The sequence below is a fragment of the Paenibacillus paridis genome (assembly GCF_006345825.1).
In the GTDB taxonomy this organism is placed as follows: Bacteria; Bacillota; Bacilli; order Paenibacillales; family Paenibacillaceae; genus Pristimantibacillus; species Pristimantibacillus paridis.
Window position 1 is genome coordinate 121,985 of record NZ_VCIX01000079.1, and the last position, 22,148, is coordinate 144,132.

The 22,148-nt window shown below is 51.4% G+C and carries 13 protein-coding genes; 3 read left to right on the forward strand and 10 right to left on the reverse strand.

From position 1 onward, the window contains the following. Positions 1-3: 3 nt before the first annotated feature. Positions 4-1,794 carry an L-fucose isomerase gene (locus tag FJQ58_RS09200; protein ID WP_139992556.1) on the reverse strand — a complete coding sequence of 597 codons (1,791 nt, stop codon included), beginning with the start codon at positions 1,792-1,794 and terminating at the stop codon, positions 4-6. A 128-nt stretch (positions 1,795-1,922) separates the two neighbouring features. Here FJQ58_RS09200 and FJQ58_RS09205 point away from each other — a divergent pair, with 128 nt between their 5' ends. After that, positions 1,923-2,936 carry a LacI family DNA-binding transcriptional regulator gene (locus tag FJQ58_RS09205; RefSeq protein WP_139992558.1) on the forward strand — a complete coding sequence of 338 codons (1,014 nt, stop codon included), beginning with the start codon at positions 1,923-1,925 and terminating at the stop codon, positions 2,934-2,936. Positions 2,937-3,061: 125 nt separating this feature from the next. On the opposite strand, the gene FJQ58_RS09210 is transcribed toward FJQ58_RS09205, so the two are convergent. Continuing rightward, complete coding sequence (locus tag FJQ58_RS09210) at positions 3,062-3,919, reverse strand: AraC family transcriptional regulator (RefSeq protein WP_238403925.1); 858 nt, start codon at positions 3,917-3,919, stop codon at positions 3,062-3,064. A gap of 149 nt (positions 3,920-4,068) precedes the next feature. Between FJQ58_RS09210 and melA the strand changes: the two genes are divergently transcribed. After that, positions 4,069-5,367, forward strand: a complete 1,299-nt coding sequence (gene melA, locus FJQ58_RS09215; RefSeq protein ID WP_139992560.1) for an alpha-glucosidase/alpha-galactosidase — start codon at positions 4,069-4,071, stop codon at positions 5,365-5,367. Positions 5,368-5,521: 154 nt separating this feature from the next. Beyond that, the gene (locus FJQ58_RS09220) at positions 5,522-6,211 is read left to right on the forward strand and encodes a cupin domain-containing protein (protein ID WP_139992562.1); all 690 of its coding nucleotides are present in this window, start codon (positions 5,522-5,524) and stop codon (positions 6,209-6,211) included. A 57-nt stretch (positions 6,212-6,268) separates the two neighbouring features. Here FJQ58_RS09220 and FJQ58_RS09225 read toward each other — a convergent pair whose 3' ends face one another. The 8 genes from FJQ58_RS09225 to FJQ58_RS09260 all read right to left on the reverse strand — a co-directional run bounded on the left by FJQ58_RS09225 (position 6,269) and on the right by FJQ58_RS09260 (position 22,025). Then, positions 6,269-10,759: a PA14 domain-containing protein gene (locus FJQ58_RS09225; RefSeq protein WP_139992564.1), complete on the reverse strand. Its 4,491-nt coding sequence runs from the start codon at positions 10,757-10,759 to the stop codon at positions 6,269-6,271. Between the two features lie 77 nt (positions 10,760-10,836). Next, positions 10,837-15,219, reverse strand: coding sequence for a beta-L-arabinofuranosidase domain-containing protein (locus FJQ58_RS09230; protein ID WP_139992566.1), 4,383 nt, complete (start codon positions 15,217-15,219; stop codon positions 10,837-10,839). 89 nt (positions 15,220-15,308) lie between these two features. Continuing rightward, the gene (locus FJQ58_RS09235; RefSeq protein ID WP_139992568.1) at positions 15,309-15,905 is read right to left on the reverse strand and encodes a TlpA family protein disulfide reductase; all 597 of its coding nucleotides are present in this window, start codon (positions 15,903-15,905) and stop codon (positions 15,309-15,311) included. A gap of 50 nt (positions 15,906-15,955) precedes the next feature. Then, a complete protein-coding gene (locus FJQ58_RS09240; protein WP_162341401.1) occupies positions 15,956-16,963 on the reverse strand; it encodes an S-layer homology domain-containing protein in 1,008 nt (335 codons plus the stop codon). Between the two features lie 335 nt (positions 16,964-17,298). Continuing rightward, positions 17,299-17,571, reverse strand: a complete 273-nt coding sequence (locus FJQ58_RS09245) for a DUF6171 family protein (RefSeq protein WP_139992572.1) — start codon at positions 17,569-17,571, stop codon at positions 17,299-17,301. 12 nt (positions 17,572-17,583) lie between these two features. Continuing rightward, a complete protein-coding gene (locus FJQ58_RS09250) occupies positions 17,584-19,077 on the reverse strand; it encodes an alpha-N-arabinofuranosidase (protein WP_139992574.1) in 1,494 nt (497 codons plus the stop codon). Between the two features lie 285 nt (positions 19,078-19,362). Next, positions 19,363-20,760, reverse strand: coding sequence for a four-carbon acid sugar kinase family protein (locus FJQ58_RS09255; RefSeq protein ID WP_139992576.1), 1,398 nt, complete (start codon positions 20,758-20,760; stop codon positions 19,363-19,365). Between the two features lie 5 nt (positions 20,761-20,765). Next, on the reverse strand, positions 20,766-22,025 hold the full coding sequence (locus FJQ58_RS09260; protein WP_139992578.1) for a ribulose-bisphosphate carboxylase large subunit family protein: 1,260 nt from the start codon (positions 22,023-22,025) through the stop codon (positions 20,766-20,768). Positions 22,026-22,148: the final 123 nt, after the last annotated feature.

Here is a 22,148-nt window from a genome sequence, read left to right on the forward strand (position 1 = left end):
AATTTATTTATAGATCGGTCCGAAATTTTGACAAGCCCGGTAGTCCGCGCTCTCCGCATTCGCTGTTCCGAACAATCCCCAAGCTCTCGGACGGAAAATTTGCTCTTCGGAAACGTTGTGCATATTCACCGGAATCCGCAGCATCGAAGCTAGCGTAATCAAGTCGGCACCAATGTGTCCGTAGCTGATCGAGCCGTGATTCGCCCCCCAATTGTCCATAACCTCATATACGGAATGGAAAGAACCTTCGCCTGTCAGTATCGGTGCAAACCAAGTCGTCGGCCATGTCGGGTCCGTACGGTTATCAAGCGTGTCATGTACATCCTGAGGCAGGTCAACCGAGTAGCCTTCGGCAATTTGCAGCACCGGACCAATGCCCTTAACAAGGTTGATGCGAGACATCGTCATCGGCATGCCGCCGCGCGTCAAATAGTCAGAGGAGAAGCCGCCGCCGCGGAAATATTCCACGGAAGCCGGACGCCAAGAGGTCGCATCCAAGCATTTTTGCGCTTCCTCATCGGTAATTTCCCAGAAAGGCTTCAATGCCGGCTGCCCGTCTTTCGACTGTTCGCCAGTGCCGTCCATCGTAGCGGAGCCTGAGTTTATCAAGTGAAGAATGCCGCCCGCAGCTGCGCCTTCGAGTTTATGGCCAGTGACGCGCTCTACCGATTCAGGGCTCCAGTAAGTCCGGACATCCGCAAAAATTTGGGCCGTATTCGTTAGGAGATAACCGAACAGCATAACGACGCCATTCAAACTGTCGTTTTCCGTTGCGACCATATAAGGCGCACGCTTGCCGTTCCAATCGTAGGAGGAGTTAAGCACCGTTTCCATAAAATCCCCGTTTGGAAAATGGTCCGTCCACTGCCGCTGGCCTTGGAATCCGGCTACGATTGCATTATGACCGCCAGCCTCTTCGCCGAAGCCTAGCTCCGCAAGCTGTGGATTGCCGACCATAAGGTCGCGGGCGATTTGCGTCATTTTGACCACTGTCTCCCAATCCGCATCCTTCTGCTCTCTGGACGTTTGAAGATGCGCAGCATTGTTATCCGGGCCTTCAATACAGTTTTCCTTCACCCACGTAAGCGCTTTCTCAAACTCCGCGCCATCATAGATGCCTTCTTCCATGCGGCGAACGAATTCGCTCATATCGATGTACTCCGTACGCATGCCAAGATACTCCTGGAAGAATGCATCGTTTACGATTGATCCGGCAATCCCCATGGACACCGAGCCCATCGACAAATATGATTTGCCGCGCATGTAGGCAACCGCAAGACCTGCTCTAGCAAATCCGATCAGCTTGTCTTTCACGTCAAACGGAATCGAAGTATCGCCGGAATCTTGCACATGCTCACCGTAAATGCCGAACGCCGGAAGGCCTTTTTGAGCATAACCAGACAATACGGCAGCCAAGTACACCGCGCCTGGACGTTCCGTTCCATTAAAGCCCCATACCGCTTTCGGAATCGAAGGGTCCATATCCATCGTTTCCGTGCCATAACACCAGCATGGCGTTACCGTTATCGATACCCCTACGCCAGCTTTCACAAATTTATCCGCACAAGCCGCTGCTTCTGACACGCCGCCAATGCAAGTATCGGCAATGACGCATTCCACAGGCTCACCGTTTGGATAACGCAAATTTTCCGACAATAGCTTTGCTGTGGCGATTGCCATGTTCATTGTTTGTTCCTCTAGCGATTCGCGAACGCCTTTCCTTCTGCCGTCAATCGTGGGACGAATACCGATTTTTGGGAAGCCGCTTTGGAAACGCAAGTTTGTGTCCGTCATGAATAAAAACCTCCAATAGGTTATAATAATGTTACCGATAACCTCAAAATAACAATAAAAAGAGTTGCTGTCAATGACTACTTTTTTGTATGATAGAAACTATGATTTAGCGATAAGGGGACAATAAAATGGTAACGATCTACGATGTTGCGGCCAAAGCAAGCGTCTCCGCGATGACCGTCTCCAGAGTTATCAATAACACTGGCAAAATAAGCGACAAAACAAGAGCAAAGGTCAAGCGCGTCATGGAGGAGCTTGGCTATGTTCCGAACCAAACGGCGCGAAGCCTGGTCCTGCAGCAGACGAAGCTGCTGTTCCTGCTCATCACCGATATTATGAACCCGTTCTATACTACGCTTGCCAGAGGAGCCGAGGATGCCGCCAAGCGCTCCGGCTACCGCCTGCTGTTCGGCAACAGCGACGAAAGCTTGGAGAAGGAAGCCGACTACGTCACGACGATTCTGACTACACGAGTCGACGGCGTACTTGTCGCGCCTGCTGGCGACCCCTCCCTGCCGCATCTGGAATCATTGCGCAAGCACAATGTCCCGTTCGTCCTGCTCGACCGCGAAGTGCCTGGCATAGCCTGCGATATCGTGCTCGGAGACAGCAAGGATGGGGCGCGGCGGCTAGTCGAATACCTTGTCTCGCAAGGCCATCGCACTATTGCCATGGTAAACGGATCGCCCTCGATCTCCAGTGCCCGCTTGCGCCTTCAAGGCTTTCAGGATGGTCTAAAGCTGAATGATCTGGCTTATGACGAGAGCTATGTGTATGAGACCAGCTTTGGCCCGATAAACGATTTGACGGAAATGGGACAATGGCTCGATCATCTCGCCACGCCGCCCACTGCAATCGTAGCGGGCAATAACGTGCTTGCCGTTGAAATTTTACGTTTGCTTCGCGACCGCGGAATTCGAGTGCCAGAGGATATTTCCCTCGTTTGCTTCGATGATTTGGGGCCGTATTCGGAAGTGGAGCCGTTCTTGACGGTTGCCGCCCAGCAGGCTTACCAGTTCGGCTACATGGGCATGCAGATGCTGGTCGAACGGATACAGGAGAGAGAAACGGAGCTGCCGTGGAAAAAAATCGTATTGCCTGCGGATCTGGTCATCCGCCGTTCTGTCAAAACGATTGAATAGCCAAGCATACGGCTATAGAACACAAAAAAAGGGACGATTCCGCTTTGCCCATCCGGCAGCCACAGCTGAATCGTCCCTCTTTTCTTGCAAACACCCCCGTGCCAAGCAGCATGAACGGCAAACCTTCATATTCTCCCGCGCAGTGCCTTGCGGAAATCCGTCGGGGACTGCCCGCTCCACTTGTGGAATTGTTTTGTAAAAAACAACGGGTCATTGTAGCCGACGGAAGACGCGATCTGCGCGACCGTCAATTCGCCTTCAAGCAGCTCCTCCGCCTTCTTCATGCGCACCTTTAATAAATATTGCATCGGCGGCAAGCCGGTCGCTTCCTTGAAGAGCCTGGTTAGGTGAGCACGGTGATAACCGAGCGTCTGGGCGATCGATTCAATCGAGAGCTGCTGTCCGTACTGCAGCGACAACAAACGGATCGCTTGGTCGATCTGTCTGTAGGAGCGTGCGACCGGCACCTGCACTGGCGCATTTTCTGTCAGCTGCAGACGCCCAAGCTCATAAAAGAGCAGGCGAAGCCAGCCGGACGCCTCCATATTCCCGAGCACCGGTACATTCGTTTTATCCATGCTTTTGCGAATGCTTCTAAACATTTTCTGAATAGCCGGCATCGGACAATTTCGGACAACGGCAAAATCCGGCGTAATTCCTACCGAGCTGAGCGCGGTTTCTACAAGCTCGCCAGAGAAACCAACCCACATATATTTCCACGGATCGCTTGCGCTCGCTTCATATCTAACCAAAATATCGGGGAAAATAATGAAAGCGTCACCAGCCCTGCAAGTATAAGTCTTTCCAAGCGTTTCGAATTGCCCCTCCCCTTCTAGGACAATATGAATTAAATAGATGTCATGCACCGCCGGTCCGATAAAGTGGCCTGCCACCGGTTCCCCTCTCCCACTGAAAAGCACGGACATTTCGCCTTTCAAAGGGGCTGCATTAAGTATGAGCGAATAACTGTGATGAGATTCCAAGTGTACACCTCCAACCATATTGACTCTATTATCATACAAAATGATGCAACATTTATCCATATAATGCTTCGTTCTTTCCATATTCTTTTTCCATATACGTCCTTATACTGAAAGAGTCAGCTAATCCAATTCAGGAGGCCATTCTACTTATGCCAAAAATTACGTTTATCGGTGCGGGAAGCACCGTTTTTGCCAAAAACATTCTCGGCGACGTCATGCAAACGCCAGCTCTGCAAGACTTTGAAATCGCTCTTTTTGATATTGACGACCAACGCCTGCAAGATTCCGAGAAAATGCTGCTTAATCTGAAACAAACCAGCCAAAGCACCTGCCAAATCAAAGCTTATACCGACCGGAAAGAAGCGCTTCGCGGCGCGAAGTATGTCGTTAATGCGATTCAAGTGGGCGGCTACGATCCTTGTACCATCACCGACTTTGACATTCCGAAAAAGTACGGCCTGCGCCAAACGATTGCCGATACCGTAGGCATTGGCGGCCTTTTCCGCAACCTGCGTACCATTCCGGTTATGCTTGATTTTGCGCGTGATATCCAAGAGGTTTGTCCGGATGCGCTGTTCCTGAACTACACCAATCCAATGGCAGTTCTGACCAATGTAATGAATACGCACGGCGGCGTGCAAACCGTAGGCTTATGCCACAGCGTTCAAGGCTGCGTTCCGCATCTGTTCGAGCATCTTGACCTTGACCCTACAGGCGTGCAATACAAAATTGCCGGCATCAACCATATGGCATGGCTGCTCGAAGCGAACAAGGACGGCGTCGATCTTTATCCGGAAATCAAGCGCCGTGCAGCCGAGAAGCAAAAAGAGCAGCATCATGACATGGTTCGTTACGAGCTCATGCAGAAGTTCGGCTACTATGTGACCGAGTCATCCGAGCATAACGCGGAATATCATCCCTACTTCATCAAGCGCAATTACCCGGAGCTTATTGAGCGCTTCAACATCCCGCTCGATGAATACCCGCGTCGCTGCGTAAGCCAAATCGAAGGCTGGAAATCGATGCGCGATACGCTCGTCAATGACCGGAACCTGGAGCACAGCCGCAGCCATGAATATGCTTCTTACATTTTTGAAGCCATTGAAACGAACAACCCGTTCCGAATTGGCGGCAATGTTATGAATACCGGACTCATTACGAACCTTCCGAAGGAAGCTTGCGTCGAGGTCACTTGCCTTGTCGATGCCAACGGCATCACGCCAACCTTCGTGGGTGATCTTCCGCCGCAGCTTGCTGCGCTTAACCGCACGAATATCAATACACAGCTGCTTACGATTGAAGCTGCAATTACGGGCAAGCGCGATCATATTTATCACGCGGCTATGCTTGATCCGCACACGGCGGCCGAGCTTTCGATGGACGACATCGTATCGCTCTGCGACGAGCTGATCGAAGCTCATGGCAGCTGGCTTCCAGCTTACAAATAAATACGATTCTTTCCGGTAGACGACCGGCCTAAGCATGGATATATGCTTCAGGCTGGTTGTCTTTTATTTATTATCCGCTCACATTCATATAGGCAAACACATATCCTAACCTCGTAAGACTATAAATGATTACGGAAGAGGGCAGGATCAACGTATGACTTCTTATGCAGATTACACGTCCCCCGGGACACAATTTACTTATGATTTGAACAACAACCTATTTTTCAAAAAAGATCCCTACAACTACATCAATTTGCTGTCGGTCAAGCAGCTGAACACGCTTGGCAACAACTCGCTGCTCGATATCTTTCTAAGCAAGGGAAATGTGGTTGAGCCGCATTATCACCAAAACGCAGCCGAGCTTGTCTATTGCATCTCGGGAGCGGCCGAGGTTGCCATTATGAACCCGTTTACCAATCAGTTTCTCCATTTCTATGTCAAGCCTGGCCAGGTCGCGAATGTCCCGCAGGGATGGTGGCATTACGAGATTGCCTTAGAGGACAATACGCATCTGCTTGCGATCTTTGACGCGCAGACGCCTGAAGTTATTTTCGGCTCCGATATTTTACGCTTGACGCCAACCAACGTGCTTGCTTACACCTACTGCCTCGACGAAACAAAATTAAAAGAATCGCTTGCTCCAATTAAACAAACCGTCATTTTAGGGCCGCCTAGCAATTGCAGCTACAATCCTGTCGTACAAGGGCAATCGGCTAATGCGCCCATGACTAAGCAAACGAAGGTCCAACCATCCGCAGCCAATTCAGCCATGCCTGTTAATCCAATACAAGGCCAAACCAATGCCATGTACGGCCACCAGCATCGCCAGCAGCAATACTACTAAAACCAAAGAAGGAGCCAAGCAGCGAATGTGCTGCCTGGCTCCGTTTTCATTTTGCCATTAGCCTAAAATCCATCTAGCCAGCATTGCAATATCCTCGATGTCCACTTTTCCGTCGGCATTCAAATCTGATCGTTTGTATTGCGACCAATTCGGGTCTGCGCTTGTTTTGCCATAGGCCGCTGCCAAAATCGCCAAGTCGCCAATCGTTACCTTATGATCATTATTGATATCCCCAGACAATACGGTTGCTTGGAACGCAATGACCGCCGCATTCAGGTCAATAATGGCCGCGCTGACTTGGGCTGCGCTTGCATTCGGGTTAACCGCAACCGCTTTAGCTTTCCCAATCGCTTGGCTTAGAGCCGCTTTTGCAGCAGCCGGATACTGGCCAGGCTGCGTACCAACAACAGCACCAGTGTAGATGGCTTCCGCTGCAGCAATAGCCGCATTCAGCGCCGTTACGTCTACTTGTGCGCTGATCTGCACTAGGTGAACAGCTTCGCTTACCGTAAGCTCTTCGCCTGCGCTGTTAGCCGCTTCGATGCCGCTTACCTTAATTTCGGCTGCTGCAGGAGTACCTGTAGCGCTTGCAAGGAAGCTTAGCTTCAGCCATTTTTCATTTGCTGACACCCCGTTTCCTTGGCCTGCTGCAATGATCCGAATCTTGCCTGGTTCGAGCACCTTTTGCTCTATAATGCCGAAACCATCCTTCAAGGATGCTGCACTTGAGAGCGCCAGCTTATTCGGATCGAAACTGATCGTAAGCATTTGCGCATAAAACGTTTGGAATTTATCGTCTTTAATATTCGTATAACCTACCGTCACGTCAAAAGCCTCGCCTGCCTTCACCTCAGAGGCTCCATCGATGACAGCAACAGGCGTTCCAGGCGCAACCGGTATGACGGAAGCAGTAAATGCTGCAGCCGCGATATTTAGTTTCGCTGCCGCTGCATCTACATCCGCTTGGCTTGCAGCGGAATTAGCAGCTACGGCTTCGGCTGCTTTAATCGCTGCCGCATAGGCATCCTTTGCCGCTTGCGGGTACTGGCCAGGCTCTGTTCCGGCAACTGCTGCAGCTAGCTGCGCTTCTGCAGCAGCAATAGCCGCCTGCAGCGTCGTTTTATCGGCGGCTTCTACGGGTCCGACCGAGAAATAATCAAAATTCGCAATTACGGAAACCTTATCGCCCGAAGACAGGCCATAGAAGCCCACCTTCAAATTGCTTAAATTTACGGTCATCGGGTCCGCAGCCGGTTTCCAAGCCGTTCCGTCCCAATAGAACGTAGAAACAACGTTTCCAACCTTTTTGATTTGCAAATAAGAGAGATCATAGCCAGGATGCTTAGCCATATTTGCCGCTTTTACATAGACGGCATTTTTTTCGTACGCGGTTTCAAGACTTTTGCCGGTTGCGCCGTCCGTATCCCATACATGACCGAACTTCACGTAGTTGTCTTCATTTTGCCATAGGAATAATCCTGCTTGCTGATAGTTTTTGCGGACGGGAGCCTCCACTTTGGTCGTGATGACAAAATCCCCTTCCGGTGCGTTCTTAAGGAAAATATTCGGCAGGGTATTGGAGCCTTGGAACGTTTCCCCTGCTGATGTTTCCAGGCTCAAAAATCCCGGTTTGCGCGTCAACGACCACTTGCTATTGTCAGCTTTTAAGATCGACCATGCCGCGTTTAAAGACTCGCCGTCAAACGGATCAACCGCTGAGCCTGCTGGAATGGGATCATTTACGCTTGCAAAAAATTGATTGCGCGCGCTTTGCAGCGATTTCAGTGCTGCCTGCCATTCCGCAGGCGCGGCGTTTGAATTTTGCGCTACGGCAGCTGCTGAATCAAGTGCGCTCTTGAGAGCATCCGCAACAGCTTGGGTGTAGTTGCCGGCGCCGGCTCCAACTTTTGCATGCTGCAGCAAAGCATTCGCTTTGGCGATTTCGGCAAGCAAATCTTCTTGGGTCGCTGTGCCAATAAGCTGGCGATGAGCGATCGCAATTTGGGCAAAATCCATTTTCTCTACTTTGCGGTCATACGACAATAAGCCATTAATCTCGTATTCCACATCGGTAATTTGCGTGTAGATGGCTGCGCTTAATCCAGATTCCTTCATTTGCTTTAGCCTCTCAATATAGGCAATGTAAGTTGAAGTCAGCTGCTCTTTGCTGTTCATCAGCTGATAAGAGAAGACAAGCGGGCTCCATTCATGCCCCGGCACATGCAGCCCAAGACCTCCATACTCGCCAAGGACAGCTGCTCTTGTATCGCTTGGAGCTGGAGCGCCCGGATCTGGATAACGGTGAACATCCAGCAGATCGCCAGCCCCGGCATCCCACCAGCCGCTTGTGCTGTTGATCAGCCGCGTCGAATCCAGCCCCTTCACGTAGCTAGTCGCATCTCGAGTCTGCTGGCCGCCTTGGTCGAATTGTCCCCAGCCTTCATTAAAGACCGTCCACACAATGATGGAGGTGACGCTGCGAAGCTGATCGACCATCTCCTTATATTCCTTCAGCCACTGGGTTTTCGTTGCCTGCGTAATATCGGCGCCTTTGTTCCCTTGGCGGTCCTCCAGGCTCGGCATATCCTGCCAGACAAGCACGCCCAGCTTATCCGCCCAATAGTACCAACGGGCAGGCTCCACCTTAATATGCTTGCGAATTGTGTTCATCCCGACGTTTTTTACCGTTTCAATATCAAATTTCAATGCTTCATCCGTAGGCGCGGTATAAATGCCATCCGGCCAGAACCCTTGATCAAGCGGGCCCATCTGAAAAACAAATTCTCCATTCAACAGCGGGCGGGTCACGCCATCGACTTTTCCTAATTTAATTTCCCGCATTCCAAAATAACTGGTCACCTCATCAACAATTGTTGCACCTTCCTTGAGGTAAACCTTTAAATCATAAAGAAATGGATCATCGGGCGACCATAGGCGCGCATTCGGCACAGGCACGCTAAGCTCAGAGCCCACTTCTCCCGAAGCTGTGCCAACGATTTTCCCGCCCTCAAGCACGACAGCTTCAACGGTTTGCCCCTGAATGCCGCTTCCGGCTGCGCTGAGCTTCAGCACATTGGCATGAATATCCGTCACCATATCCAGTTTATCGATATGGGCCTCTGCTACCGGCTCCAGCCATACTGTCTGCCAAATCCCGGAAACGGAGGTGTACCAGATCCCGCCAAGTTTTTTAACCGTTTGCTTGCCGACGGCTTGGTCAGCCCCCATATCCGTTTCGTCCAGCACGTGAACGATCAGTTCATTTTCACCGGGGACAAGATAATCGGTAATGTCGAAGCTAAACGAGGTAAAGCCGCCTTTATGGCTGCCTGCCAGCTGTCCATTTACGTAAACGGTAGCCAAATAATCGACAGCGCCAAAATTAAGCTTCACACGCTGTCCATTCCAATCGGACGGAACGGAGAAGCTGCGTTTATACCACATCAGGTCCTCTACGCGATTAATGCCTGAGAGCTTCGCTTCAGCGGCAAAAGGAACGAGAATCTTTTCCTTTAGCGTTTGGCCTACTGGCGCAGCCTCGCCTTTCCTTGCTGCTTGAAATTCCCACTCCCCATTCAAATTAACCCACTTCTCGCGCGCGAACTGCGGCCTTGGGTATTCCGGCAGCACATTTTCTTTGTCGACGTCATCTGCCCATGGCGACATAATCTGATATTTCGATCCATTTACCAATGGTTTATTGAAGCTGTCAATGGCAATTCCGGCAGTCGTTGCTAGCCCTCCTTTCCCGTCATAAACCATCTGCAGATTGCCTGCATCCTTCGAATACAACGCATCCTGCAGCGTTAGTGCGATAACGCGATCATCGCCTGCCTTCAGGGCTGCAGATACAATAGGCAAACTGCCCGACGAGGTGTTCAGCTTCAAATGGGTTAACAGGTCTGCTGCAACGGGCTTCAGCGATTCTCCAAAACGAAGCTCGGCATGCAAACCGTCCTCGAGCACTCTGCCTACCGGCGCAAAGCCATCAGGCAAATAAAATGCATGGGTCGGCACAGCTTTCTTCGATATGCTTGGGCTAGCCCAGCGGAAATGGATATTGGAGCCGCCGTTATCTTCGAAGAGCTCAAGCTTAATGCTGTATTTCTTCCCTGCAGTTAAAGAGACGGGAAGCGAAGTCTGCTCCTTGTCCCAATCCGCGACCCAGTGGTCAATCGTCAGCTTGTTGTCAATCCATAAACGGAATCCGTTATCACCGGTAATATAAAAAGTATAGTTTTCGGTGAATTCCGGCTCGATGAATCCCGTCCACCGTATGCCGACGCGATTCTCCTGTCCCGTGAACATTTTTATGGCCGGCTCCAGGTTGGAAATATCGAGATGAGGATCATAGCCGGTGCCTTTAAAGGTCTCAAATGCAAAATTCGGTCCTCCTCCTACCGTGTAGTATTCGGCCTTCAACCCGTGATACTCCGGTGCAGACTCCGCTGCTGCCGCGCGTGGCGTGAACGACATGACAGAAGACATTAAAGTAAACAACATGGATAAAGCTACAATCGTACTGATTGCTTTCCTTCGTTTCAACATGCGCAGAACCTCCAAATATTCATATGGAATTGAATAAATCAGGTGGAGGAAGTGATGCGCCTTCCTCCCTGGTTCGTCTAGCCCGTTATCCACGCGGCAAGCAGGGCAAGATCTTCGATGTCTACGATACCGTCGCGGTTTAGATCAGCTTTGCGGTATTTCACCCAATCGGAATCGGTGCTCGTTTTGCCATAGGCGGCAGCAACGATAGCCAAATCGCCAATGCTTCGTTTATTGTCATGATTGAGATCCCCGTCTGTCGGCTTAATGACGCCTGAACGGAAGATGTCGAGCGCTTCGCTGATTTGCAAGATTGCAGCGCCGATTTGAGAATGAGTCGCTTGCTTGTCATCGGCAATCAGCTTTGCTTTATCAATTGCGGCCTGCAGCTGTTGCTTGACTGCAGCAGGATATTGACCCGGCTGCGTGCCTGTCATGGCTTCATCATGGATAGCCTGTGCGGCTGCTATAGCCTCGATTAATGCCGTTTTATCCACTGCTGCGGCTGCAATGTGTACAGCATGCTGTGCACCGGCAATCGGCAGTTCACGGCCCTCGCCGTTTGCCAGGCTCATTTCAGCCACGGTAATGACCGTATCCGCAGCCTCCTCGAGTACCGCGGCTTGGAAGGATAGCTTCAGCCAAGCTTCATTCGGCGTCATAGCAACGCCTTCTCCGAAAGCTAATATACGGATCTTCCCGGGCTCAAGCAGTTTTGGCTCAAGCACCGACAAGCCCTCGCGAAGCGATGCAACATCCGAGAAGCTAAGCTTGCTTGGATCGAACGTAACGGTGACATCCTGCGCGTAGACGCTTTGATACACGCTGTCTGTCACGCCTTGAACGGCTAGCGTGAACGCGGCTTCTTCGCCGCTTGCCAAGCTCGCAGTCCCGATCCATGCGGCTGTTGGGTCAAACGCCGGTTCCTCGGGCTCATCGCTGATAGCTGACAACGCAATGTAATCAAGCTCGTAGAAGCCCGGACTTGCGCCTGAGCCCCGCATGAATGTAATGGTATTGGCTCCTTCCTGCAGCTCTACATTTATACTCGTTGCCATGAACCGCCCCCAATTAATCGTGCCCGCAAGCTGAAGCGCTTGCTCCTCTCCGCCGTTTACGATGATTTTGGCGGTGGCAGGCTGGTAATTGCCTGTGTTCTGGCCATACCAAACGAACATCTTGTATGTCCCTGCAGCTGGCGCCTCCACCTGCTCGAAGCTGGCATAGCTGTCGGCATAATCCATTCCTCCGACGTAGCTGGAACCGGAGGCATACGCGTTGTTCGCACGTACAGCAGCTTTGAACAGCTTCGCCTGCTCTGCTTCATATTTGGCCGGTATGGCACTAGGGTCCTCCGTTGCTTCAGGGAAGTAGGTTACCCGCAGGTTTTCGGCTCCGAACGGAACCAGTGTTATTTCTTCCGTCGCTTCTGCCGAATACACGGGACCAACTGGCGGCTCCGCCGCCGAGACACCGTTAGGCGCCTTTCCCCAAGCCGGAATCCGTTTGCCTTTGGCAATCAGCTTGATTGGTGTCGTCTCTTGCAGGAACGGATTATCCGGCATCGCAGAGGTGACAACCTCAATCGACGCTTCCGGATGTTCCCGGTCGATCAGCAGGCCGTAATTCCATGGCGACTTGGCATCAATGGCGTATTCCTTGAAACCGGACGCTTTCACCTGTGGCGCCGGGTTTGCCTTCTCCACCCAATTCTCCTCTATCTTGAGCGAGAACACTAACGGACCGCGTTCAATGCCAATGGAATGATTGACCCATGTCGAAGCTTTAATTTTCATCGGCAACGTTAAGGTAACCGTATCCCCCTTCTCCCATTGCCGATCAATGGTGAAATATTGGCCCGATTTTACCGCAGCCTGCGGCTGCCCATTAACGATAACAACTGCGTTATCGGTCCACTCTGGAATACGCAGCTTCAATGGGAACGCCACGCTTTCGGAAGCCTCCTCAATCGTAAACCGAATTTCGTCCTCGAATGGGTAATTCGTTGTTTCCTTCACGGTTACATTCGTACCCTTAATAGACGCCGAAACGCGGCTAGGCCCGTATGCGATAACGCCAAGCCCCCCGTCAGACGTGCCTGCCCACATATCCTTGACGAAATAAGGCCAGCCCATATGCATGTTGAAGCGGCAGCATGGGAATCCAGAATAAGGCGACTGGACTGTGCCGTTCCCGTAATTCTGCTTAAAGCCATGGTCTGTCACGCCGCTCTGCACTTGGTTCGGAAGAGAATAATACTGATGAGTCTTTAGATCCTTGCTCATGGCGCCTGGGAGCGAATTGAAAGTAATTTTCTCTAGCGCATCCCCGATTTTTGGATCGCCCGTAATCATGGCGGCAACCGCGTTGCTATGTACTCGCTCTACGATGGCGCATAATTCCACGCCTTGCGTAGAGGAAAGCCCGGCAAGCATCTCCGTGCCCGAGTTCATGCCTGTAATTTGATTATGCAATTGGTCAAGGTGTTGATTGCCTGCTTGAAAAGCTAGCTTATCTACTTCGTTGTTCGAAACTTGTGAGTAAATCGCTGAGGTTTTAATCGATTGATTGACATTAACGGTATGCTGCGTGTAGAAGTTGTCGGGGTTGCTCTTAGCTGAAGTGAGGAAATTATTGTTCGTAAATACATCTGTTGTATCGGTTCCTTGTGTATGCAGCTTCTCCGCTAATTGAATGAGAAACGGATCTTCTGTCCGGTTATAAAGCCACAGCACGACGTTGAGGTTATCCCCGCTGCGCACTTGCCCCCAATCCCTTAGCGGCCGCTGATCCAGATTGTTCAGCTGGTAACGGAAGTAATTCGTAAGAAACGAAAGCACTCTCTCGTCATCGGTCGCCTCGTAATAATCCTTGAGCACGTAAAGCGCCACCATGCGCGGCCACCAGTCATTGTCGCTTGCGGGCCCGAAGAAACCGTCTTCGCGCTGGCTAGCAAGAATCCAGCTGACCCATTTCTGCGACTTGGCGATGAGATCCGGATCATCTAGCGTATAAGCGAGCGCTATCAAGCCTTTAACATAATAGACGGGGCGTTCCCAATTCGATTCCGGCGCCGTCCCGCCAAGCCATTCTGAATTCGTATTTAGCTCGCCGTACAGATCCTCCGCGTAGCCAGTTGCCCCTTCCTTCATGAGCTCAAGCTGGGTAAGCAGCCATCCGTCTGCCTTCACCGAGCCGAGCGGCAGCGGCACAAACGGCGTTTGGGCAAGCGGGCTCTTGTTCGCAACCGGCTCCTTGAACGATTCAACCGGAACGGCATAATCCGTAGCGATAAAGTTATCGAATACGGGCTGAACGTTATCCGCCCACACCCCAATGCCTCCCGATGCCAGCTTCCGCTGACTGTCATCACGAAATTCGAGCACAGGACTGTGCATGTCGTCCAAAAACACTTTAATGCCATGGCCATAAGTGACGACCTTAAGCTGATAAGATTGGCTTGGGGTTAGCGCATCTAGCACTCTTACCGATTTGAGCTCAGTCCGCTCCTCATTGTATCTGCTGAGCACCAGGTTACCGTCGCCTTGCAGGCCGACATAATAACCGGTGGTTTGATCGCCTTTCCTCTCCGGCTGGCTGCGGAACAGGAGTCCTGCCGCGCCTGCTGCTGCTTGGAGCGATATATCGGTCTCTACGGTGAAATCATGAAAGACGGTGTCCTTCACGAGCATCGCTTGCATCGGTCCGGCATTCACCGTTGTACCACCTGCTTGGAGCTTCCAGCTGCCTTTAACCATCTGCCAATTCGGCAGTGCAAGCGATACGGCTGGCGAATCAAAGGCATCCACGAAGCGTTCCACTCCTTTATCGTCGGCAATGCGAACATTATCGTAGGTCGGCTTGGCTTGATAAAGCCTTACGCCTGCTTGCCCTTTGGTATAGGTCGTATCCGTTTGCTCCAGTACAAGCGATCCATTCACATAGAACTTGATCTGCGAGCCGACGGCGCTAACTTTAAAGCGATACACCGTACCCGGATTAACGGGAATCGAAGCTCGCTTTAGCTCGGTCCATTTGTTATCCATCCGTCCAAGAAAGACGCTCCCAGTTCCTTGAGCGGAAATGCCCGCATAATATCCCTTCACGTTATCGGCACCGGGAGTTGCGCTTATCGTACGCAGAAGAAATCCCGCGTCTCCTTTTCGTTCCGGGAAGCTGATGTCCCCCTCGATGCTGCCATCCTGCAATTCGGTCTCCTTGATTAAGGCCTTTGAACCTAAGCCGCTTTCTGCAGTCATGCTGCCATCCTCCGTTGACCATGAACCGTCAACGACCTGCCATTTCTCATTAATGACCGAGCGGTTGAAATGATCTTCGAAAAACCCCGGCTCTGGCTCAGACGACGCTTCTACATGCACCGCCGGCATAAAGAGACTTGCGTACATGGAGAAAACCAGCGGTATGGCCATCCATGTTTTCAGCTTTGCGCTGAACCTCATCCCGCGTCACTCCTTCAGACTAAGTACTTGCTGTCCTGCGTGTATGCCCGTTCACGACTTCCAAATACCCGATGAAATACGCTTGCGCCTCACCTCCCTTCGAACAGCATGTTCAGCTTATTCTCGAACTCCATTGGATCAATCAGATGGAAGGTGTCTATTACCGTCCCGTCCGTATCGATAATGAATGTCGTAGGCAAAGCGTGCAGCTCATACAAATAGGAAGCCCGCTTGTTCCCGTCGAGCAAATTCGGGAAGTTCCAACCGTTCTTTTGAATAAAAGCGTTAATCTGATCCTCGTGTTTCTCTTCGGCAGATAAATTCACGCCATAAAAATCGATCTTGTCTTGAAATTGTGCGTGAAGCTTCTGCAGCGTTGGGGCTTCAATCGTGCAAGCCTCGCACCAGCTGGCCCAAAACTGCAGAATAATCGGTTTGTTATTGGTCTCCCCGATCGTGTAGGTTTTCCCTTCTAGTGATTTCAAGGTAAAGGAGGGGGCTTTCACCCCCGACTTTGCTTTTCGGTGCAGCGCTGCTTCTTGATTCGTGCTTAGCACGCTCTCGAGGGAAGATGCGTTCAATTTCTTGCCCTCGGCCACGCCGGATTCGTCCGATCGAAAGATGAGCAGCATCCCAAAGAGCGTAACGGCAATAAATGCGCCAATGATGAATACCGAGCTTTTCAATGCTTCAACTCCCCCTCCCCCAATCGCAATGCCATTCCTCTAGCACTCCTTTACTCCAAATCGATCATGGCGAGCAAAAGGGTTGCCGCTTCCGCCCTAGTCGCATTTGCTGCCGGCACAAACAGGTTTGCCCCCCTGCCCTTCATAACGCCAGCTTGAGCAGCCATGGCGACAGCTGGTTCGGCCCACGCTGGAATTTGCTCTCGATCGGCAAAAGTAGATTTCTCTGTTGAATCCGCAGGCCATTTCAGCGCTCTTGCTACCATAACGGCTATTTCGCTCCGATTGATCGGCTTGCTAGGACGGAAGGTTTGATCCTCGTAACCTGCAACTATACCTGCTGCTGCAGCTGTAGCTACATAGCTTTCTGCCCATTTAGGGATGCTGCCTGCATCCTTGAATGTGATCACGCCGCTATTTGTCTTCAGCTCTAGAGCTCGAACGAGCATGGTGGCAAACTCCGCGCGGGTTACCTGAGCATTGGGACGAAACGTTCCGTCGCTGTAGCCGTTAATAAATCCAAGGGTGACTCCACGTTCGATAGCTGCTTTTGCCCAGTGCCCAGCGATATCTTTTAAAATAATTGGAGTACCCCCTAGCGAAACGGTCAGCTTCACCTGAGGTTTTAATGTTTGTGGCTGAAGGCTGCTGTTCACAAGCTTCACGTCCGTCATCGTGATATCCACAGCTCCTGTTCCAATCGGCTCAAATAACAGCGTGGAAAGTGCAAGCTTTCCGTTTTCACCCGCTTTCTTGCCGATTTTTGTCGTTGCGATTACGAGCTGGTTGCCCTCCACGATGGGTGTAATCGAAAAACCCGACATCCCGCTTACTTCACTCTTGAATCTTAGCTTCGACGGATCGAAGGTAAGCTTTGCTTCAAACGCGTACATATCCGACAGCTTATCGGCCGTCAAAACAATTCGGACTTCGTGATCCGCTTTTTCCTGCTGCATAGTGAAAATGGGAGCCTCGGCTGCAAAAACAAGCCCTGACATTGCCATGGTAAGCAGCCCAATCATCATGCTCACAATAATAAAACGCTTACAATTCAACATAAAATCGACCCTTTCGATGTTTAATGTGGTGTTGTCGGTAAGGCAAAGCATTGAAGCAGCGCAGCACACGACCCTCCAATGATACAAAATGTATCATTGTATTTGCCATAGTTGACGCTTCCGGCTCCGCATCGGGTTTGCCTGAAACGCCACAGGAAGCATGACCTGCTTTCGATACCTTTATTTTACAAAGTTGAATTCCGAATGTATTTGCAATATCAGGCTAAAAGTTATGAATTTCCGCCGTTCCTTTGGCATATCCGGGCTTGGCACAACAAATAGACCGCTCCACCACAAATGTGGGGAACGGTCTTCCAATTAGTCCTAGCTTCCGATTAGGCATGCTTCAGCCAGCGGCTGTCGCCTGGATTCGGGCATGCGCGGTCTTTATATTTGGCGGCTATGCGGACAAAGCAGCCGCATACCGCGCATGTGGTGCCATATTGAAACTTTGGACAAGCTTGGCAAGCCTTTAAGCGCTCCTCGTAGACATCATCCGGCACGCTGATCTCGGATTGAAACATGGGCGCTGCCAAGATCCGATCGATTTGCACTTCGGTAACGCGGTAATCATCTCGGCATCCCTTGCATTGATTATGACTGCTCATCGCATGTTTTCCTTATTCGGAAATCAGCTTTAGCACAGTCACCGACATAGGTGATAGCTTCGCGCTGATTGCGGAGCCTTCAACCGTAAAAGCATGATAAGCGGATGGCTTAACCGCTTCCGGCTGTTCAAACGTATTATGAGCATCTTTGATCGAAGCCGTCAGCTCCGTACCCGATACCGTAATGGCTGCTCCAGTTAAGCCGCGCAGATCAATCTCCACATCTGCAGCCGAATGGTTATCCAGGTTGCATAAGCTGATGTGAATATGCCCATCGGCATCCTTGGAGGCGGAGACGGACACCTGAGGAATCTTCTGGTCATTGTGTGCATAATCTTGGCTGTCGATAGAGGTAGTCAGCAAAGTTGCATCCTGATGAACCTTATACATATCAAATACATGATACGTAGGGGTCAGCACCATTTTCTCCCCTTCCGTCAAAATGACTGACTGCAGCACGTTAATTACCTGAGCGATGTTAGCCATTTGTACACGGTCGCAATGGTCATGGAAAATGTTAAGCGTAACGCCTGCAACGAGCGCGTCGCGAATCGTGTTTTGCTGATAAAGGAAGCCCGGGTTCGTTCCCGGCTCGACATCGAACCAAGTGCCCCACTCGTCGACGATCAGCCCTATGCGCTTGCTCGGATCATAACGGTCCATAATTGTAGAATGCTTCTCGATCAGCTCGTCCATCCAGAGCGCTTTCTTAAGCGTACTGTACCACTCATCCTCGGAGAAGCCCGTAGCTGCGCCCTTCTCTGACCAAGAATCGCCTGGAATCGTATAGTAGTGCAGAGAAATCGAATCCATCATGCCATGTGCTTCTCTCATAACCGTGTCCATCCAGCGGTAATCGTCGACGTTGGGACCGCAGGCGATTTTGTGAATCTTATTGTCTCCGTAATTGCGCACATAGGTTTGGTATCTACGATAGAGATCCGCATAATATTCAGGGCGCATATTGCCTCCACAGCCCCAGTTCTCGTTTCCTACGCCAAAATATTTCACGTTCCACGGCTTTTCCCGGCCATTCTCTTGGCGCAGCTCAGCCATCGGCGAAACGCCTTCGAACGTCATGTACTCCACCCATTCCGCCATCTCCTGAACGGTACCGCTTCCCACATTGCCTGAGATATAAGGCTCGCACTCCAGCATTTCGCAAAGCATCAGAAACTCATGGGTTCCAAAATGATTGTTCTCCACGACGCCGCCCCAGTGCGTATTAATCATCCGCTTGCGTGACTCGCGCGAACCGATGCCATCCTTCCAGTGATACTCATCGGCAAAACAGCCGCCTGGCCAGCGCAGAACCGGAATTTTTAGCTGTTTAAGCGCCGCTACGATATCATTGCGAATTCCATTCGTGTTTGGGATGGGGGAATCCTCGCCTACCCAAATGCCTTCATAAATGCATCGACCCAAATGTTCGGAAAAATGCCCATAAATATTGCGGTTAATTGTGCCTGCCGCCAGATCGGCGTTGATCGTAACTCGGTTTGCCAAATGAATCGCCTCACTTTTGTATGTTTAGGTAACTTAAAATCGATAAACAATTAAATTAATATAAATATTAATCCTTAAACACATATATTAATTCTATACAAATCATAATGGCAGCGGCTTCATTTTGCAACCCTTATTTTAGGTAACGATATGTATGAACTAAAGTTTCCCGTTTTTGTCGCTGCGCGTGTAGATCCATCTTTAGTAGACATTTTAAACAAAAAAATTGCCTATCCTGAGGATAGACAATAGTATGATTAGGAAATATCGTGTTCGCGGGCAGGACTAATTCTCAGATCCGCTTCCCTTTTTGACCTGATTGAAAAAATCCTTGCCGCCGATCTGGCCGCCCTTCAACACGAGCTCCACCCCATCCAGGCAAGGATCCTGTGACGATGCTCTGCATAGTGGCGCCCCAGGCACAATTGCCGCTACACATTCCAGTGCGTAGATCCCAAGCTCTCTCGTCAAATACCCCGATGTATCGCCGCCAGCAATAACAATTCGTTTCAGCTTTGTGTCTACAATCAGCGACTTCGCGATGGAGCCCAGAATCGATCCCAGCAGCCTGCTGCTATCCTCGGAATGATAGCCGCAAGCATCCAACGCTATGCGAAAAGCGCCTATGGCGGGGTCAGCTGCGCCCGCAGCCGTATAAAGCAGCACGCTTTTTCCCCCCTCCAGCAAATCCGCCGCTTCCTTCAACAGCTGTAGGCGAGCTTGCTCTGCCCGCTCAGGATGAATGAGGTCGGCAGCCGGCACGCGGAGCAATGCAAATCCTGCTTCACTGGCATGAATAATTTGCTGCTCAGTCACAGGCGAGCAGCTGCCCGATAGAACGAGCAATCGCGATACGGGAGGAGCATCAACAATTAGCTCCCGGTTTTGCTGCAGCATGCCTTGCGCCTTCCAGGTTGCGCCAAGCGCGTATTCTATGCCCGACGATCCGATCACAAACCTGCTTTTGTTCCGCTGAGCTCCCTCCCAAATTAACCGCCCGGCTATTTCCAGCCGTTCCTCATCCAGTACATCAAATAACACAAGATCCGGCTGCTCCTTTTCTACCAGGCACTTTAACCGCTCCTGCACCTGTTCCCCTGTTCCATCCAGAGACAAAATGTCCATCAACGCCGTTTTCAAACCGCTTTGCTCCGCCAGATGCCTGCGTAAATCCGCTTCTTTCATAGGTGTGACGGGATGGCAGGACATCGTCGGATGGCGATCGAGACGATAGATTTCTTCGCCTGCTGCGGCAAAATGGTTACCGAATAAGGTATATCTTCCGAGAATCGGTACGCCAACGAGAATCGGCACATATTCGCCACCAAATACGGAACTTCCGATTTCAGCTGCTTTGCCAATATTGCCAGTCGTTGGCGAGGAATCAAAGGTCGAACATACCTTGTAATGCACGACCGATGCTTCCGCTTGCTTGAACCGCTCAAAGATCGGACGAAGCTCTTTTTCCGCTTCAACTGGTGAGAGCGCACGGCCTACGCCAGCAATTCCAAATGCTTCTATTCCAGCAAATCGGCCTTGCAGTACTTCCTCGTCCGGCAGCTCAAGAAACAAAACCGTCCTTACACCTGAGCGAAACAGAGATTCCAGCACATCCGTCGAGCCCGTGAAGTCGTCCCCATAATAACAGAGCAGCCTCGAAGGCTTCGATTCAGCTATCGGCATCGCGCTCACCCCTTCCCGTATTTCTCGATGGCACGACGAAGCGCCGGATGCTGCTCCGCATACGCGTCCAGTTCAATGCCTTGGACCGCTGCCTCCCAGCCCTGCTGCATGCTCTTGAAGCCTGCGCCGGCTCCGTCCGGATGCGCCAAAATGCCGCCGCCTGCCAAATGCATCACGTCAACCGTCGCCGTAGCCTCATAAGTGGCCGGTGCCATGCCCGCCCATTGCCCGGAAGAGACAACCGGCATCGTTGCATAACCGTCATACATCGGTTTTAAGCAGGCTTGAACCGAACGAACCACCGACTCATTGCTCTCGTAAAACTTGCTGTTCAAGCCATTCACATGCAGATGGTCCGCGCCGGCCAGCCGGCACAGCTTCTGATAAGCCGAAAACTCAAAGCCCAGTCCCGGAGAGCGCGTCATCATGCCCCATTGGTTCCGATGCCCATGGATTGGCACCTCGCTGTAGCGGTTCAAATGGGCAAGGCCCGCTAGGCCAACGCTCATGATACTCACCATGACGCAGTTGCCTCCCGCCTTCACGACCAGCTCGTGATTGCGCTCCATTTCTTCGATATCGCCCGTAATATTGAACGCGTACATGATCCGCTTGCCCGTGACGTCAGCAGCTTTGTCCACCGTCTCCATCACTGCCTTCACTCTAGCCTCCAACGGGGCATAAGGTGCGTTCGCGTTTAATTCATCATCCTTAATAAAATCGAGTCCCGCTGCCGATACATTCAAAATCATCCGCTGCAAGTCCTTCAAATCAAGGCCGATGCTTGGCTTAACAATTGTGCCTATGATCGGGCGGTCATAGACCCCCGTCAGCCTGCGCGTGCCATCGATTCCAAACTTCGGTCCGGGATAACGAGCTGCAAAAGCCTCTGGCAGCTCCAAATCGACCAGCCGAAGTCCAGACAGCTCCTGCAGCTCGAACAAATTGCCCGCAATCGCCGACATCAAGTTCGGAATCGAAGGCCCAAAGTTATGCAGCGGAAAAGAGACAGCTACCAAGCCCCGCCGATATTTCCCATCATGGCCCGCTGGCGTCTTGGCTCCCGGCAGCGTCGGTGCACTGACCGACTCCAGTTCAATGATCTTCTCAATCCGCGCACCGAATCGCTCCTTTAGCGCATCCGTCTCGCCCGGCACCGCAGTGAACGTCCCGGTCGACTGCTCGCCCGCAATAACCTCTGCCGCCCTCTCCAGCGAATAAGGCGTTTCCACCCGGTACACCGCGACTACTCTGTCTTCGCTCAAATAACTGACCTCCCGTAATGTAATCATCGATTACCCTCGATAGAAAAAGCAACTCAGCGTAGCAGTGCCTATGACTAGTCATCGCTTAGTTAAACCTTCGTTTTCTCAGGCGTTTCACTCATT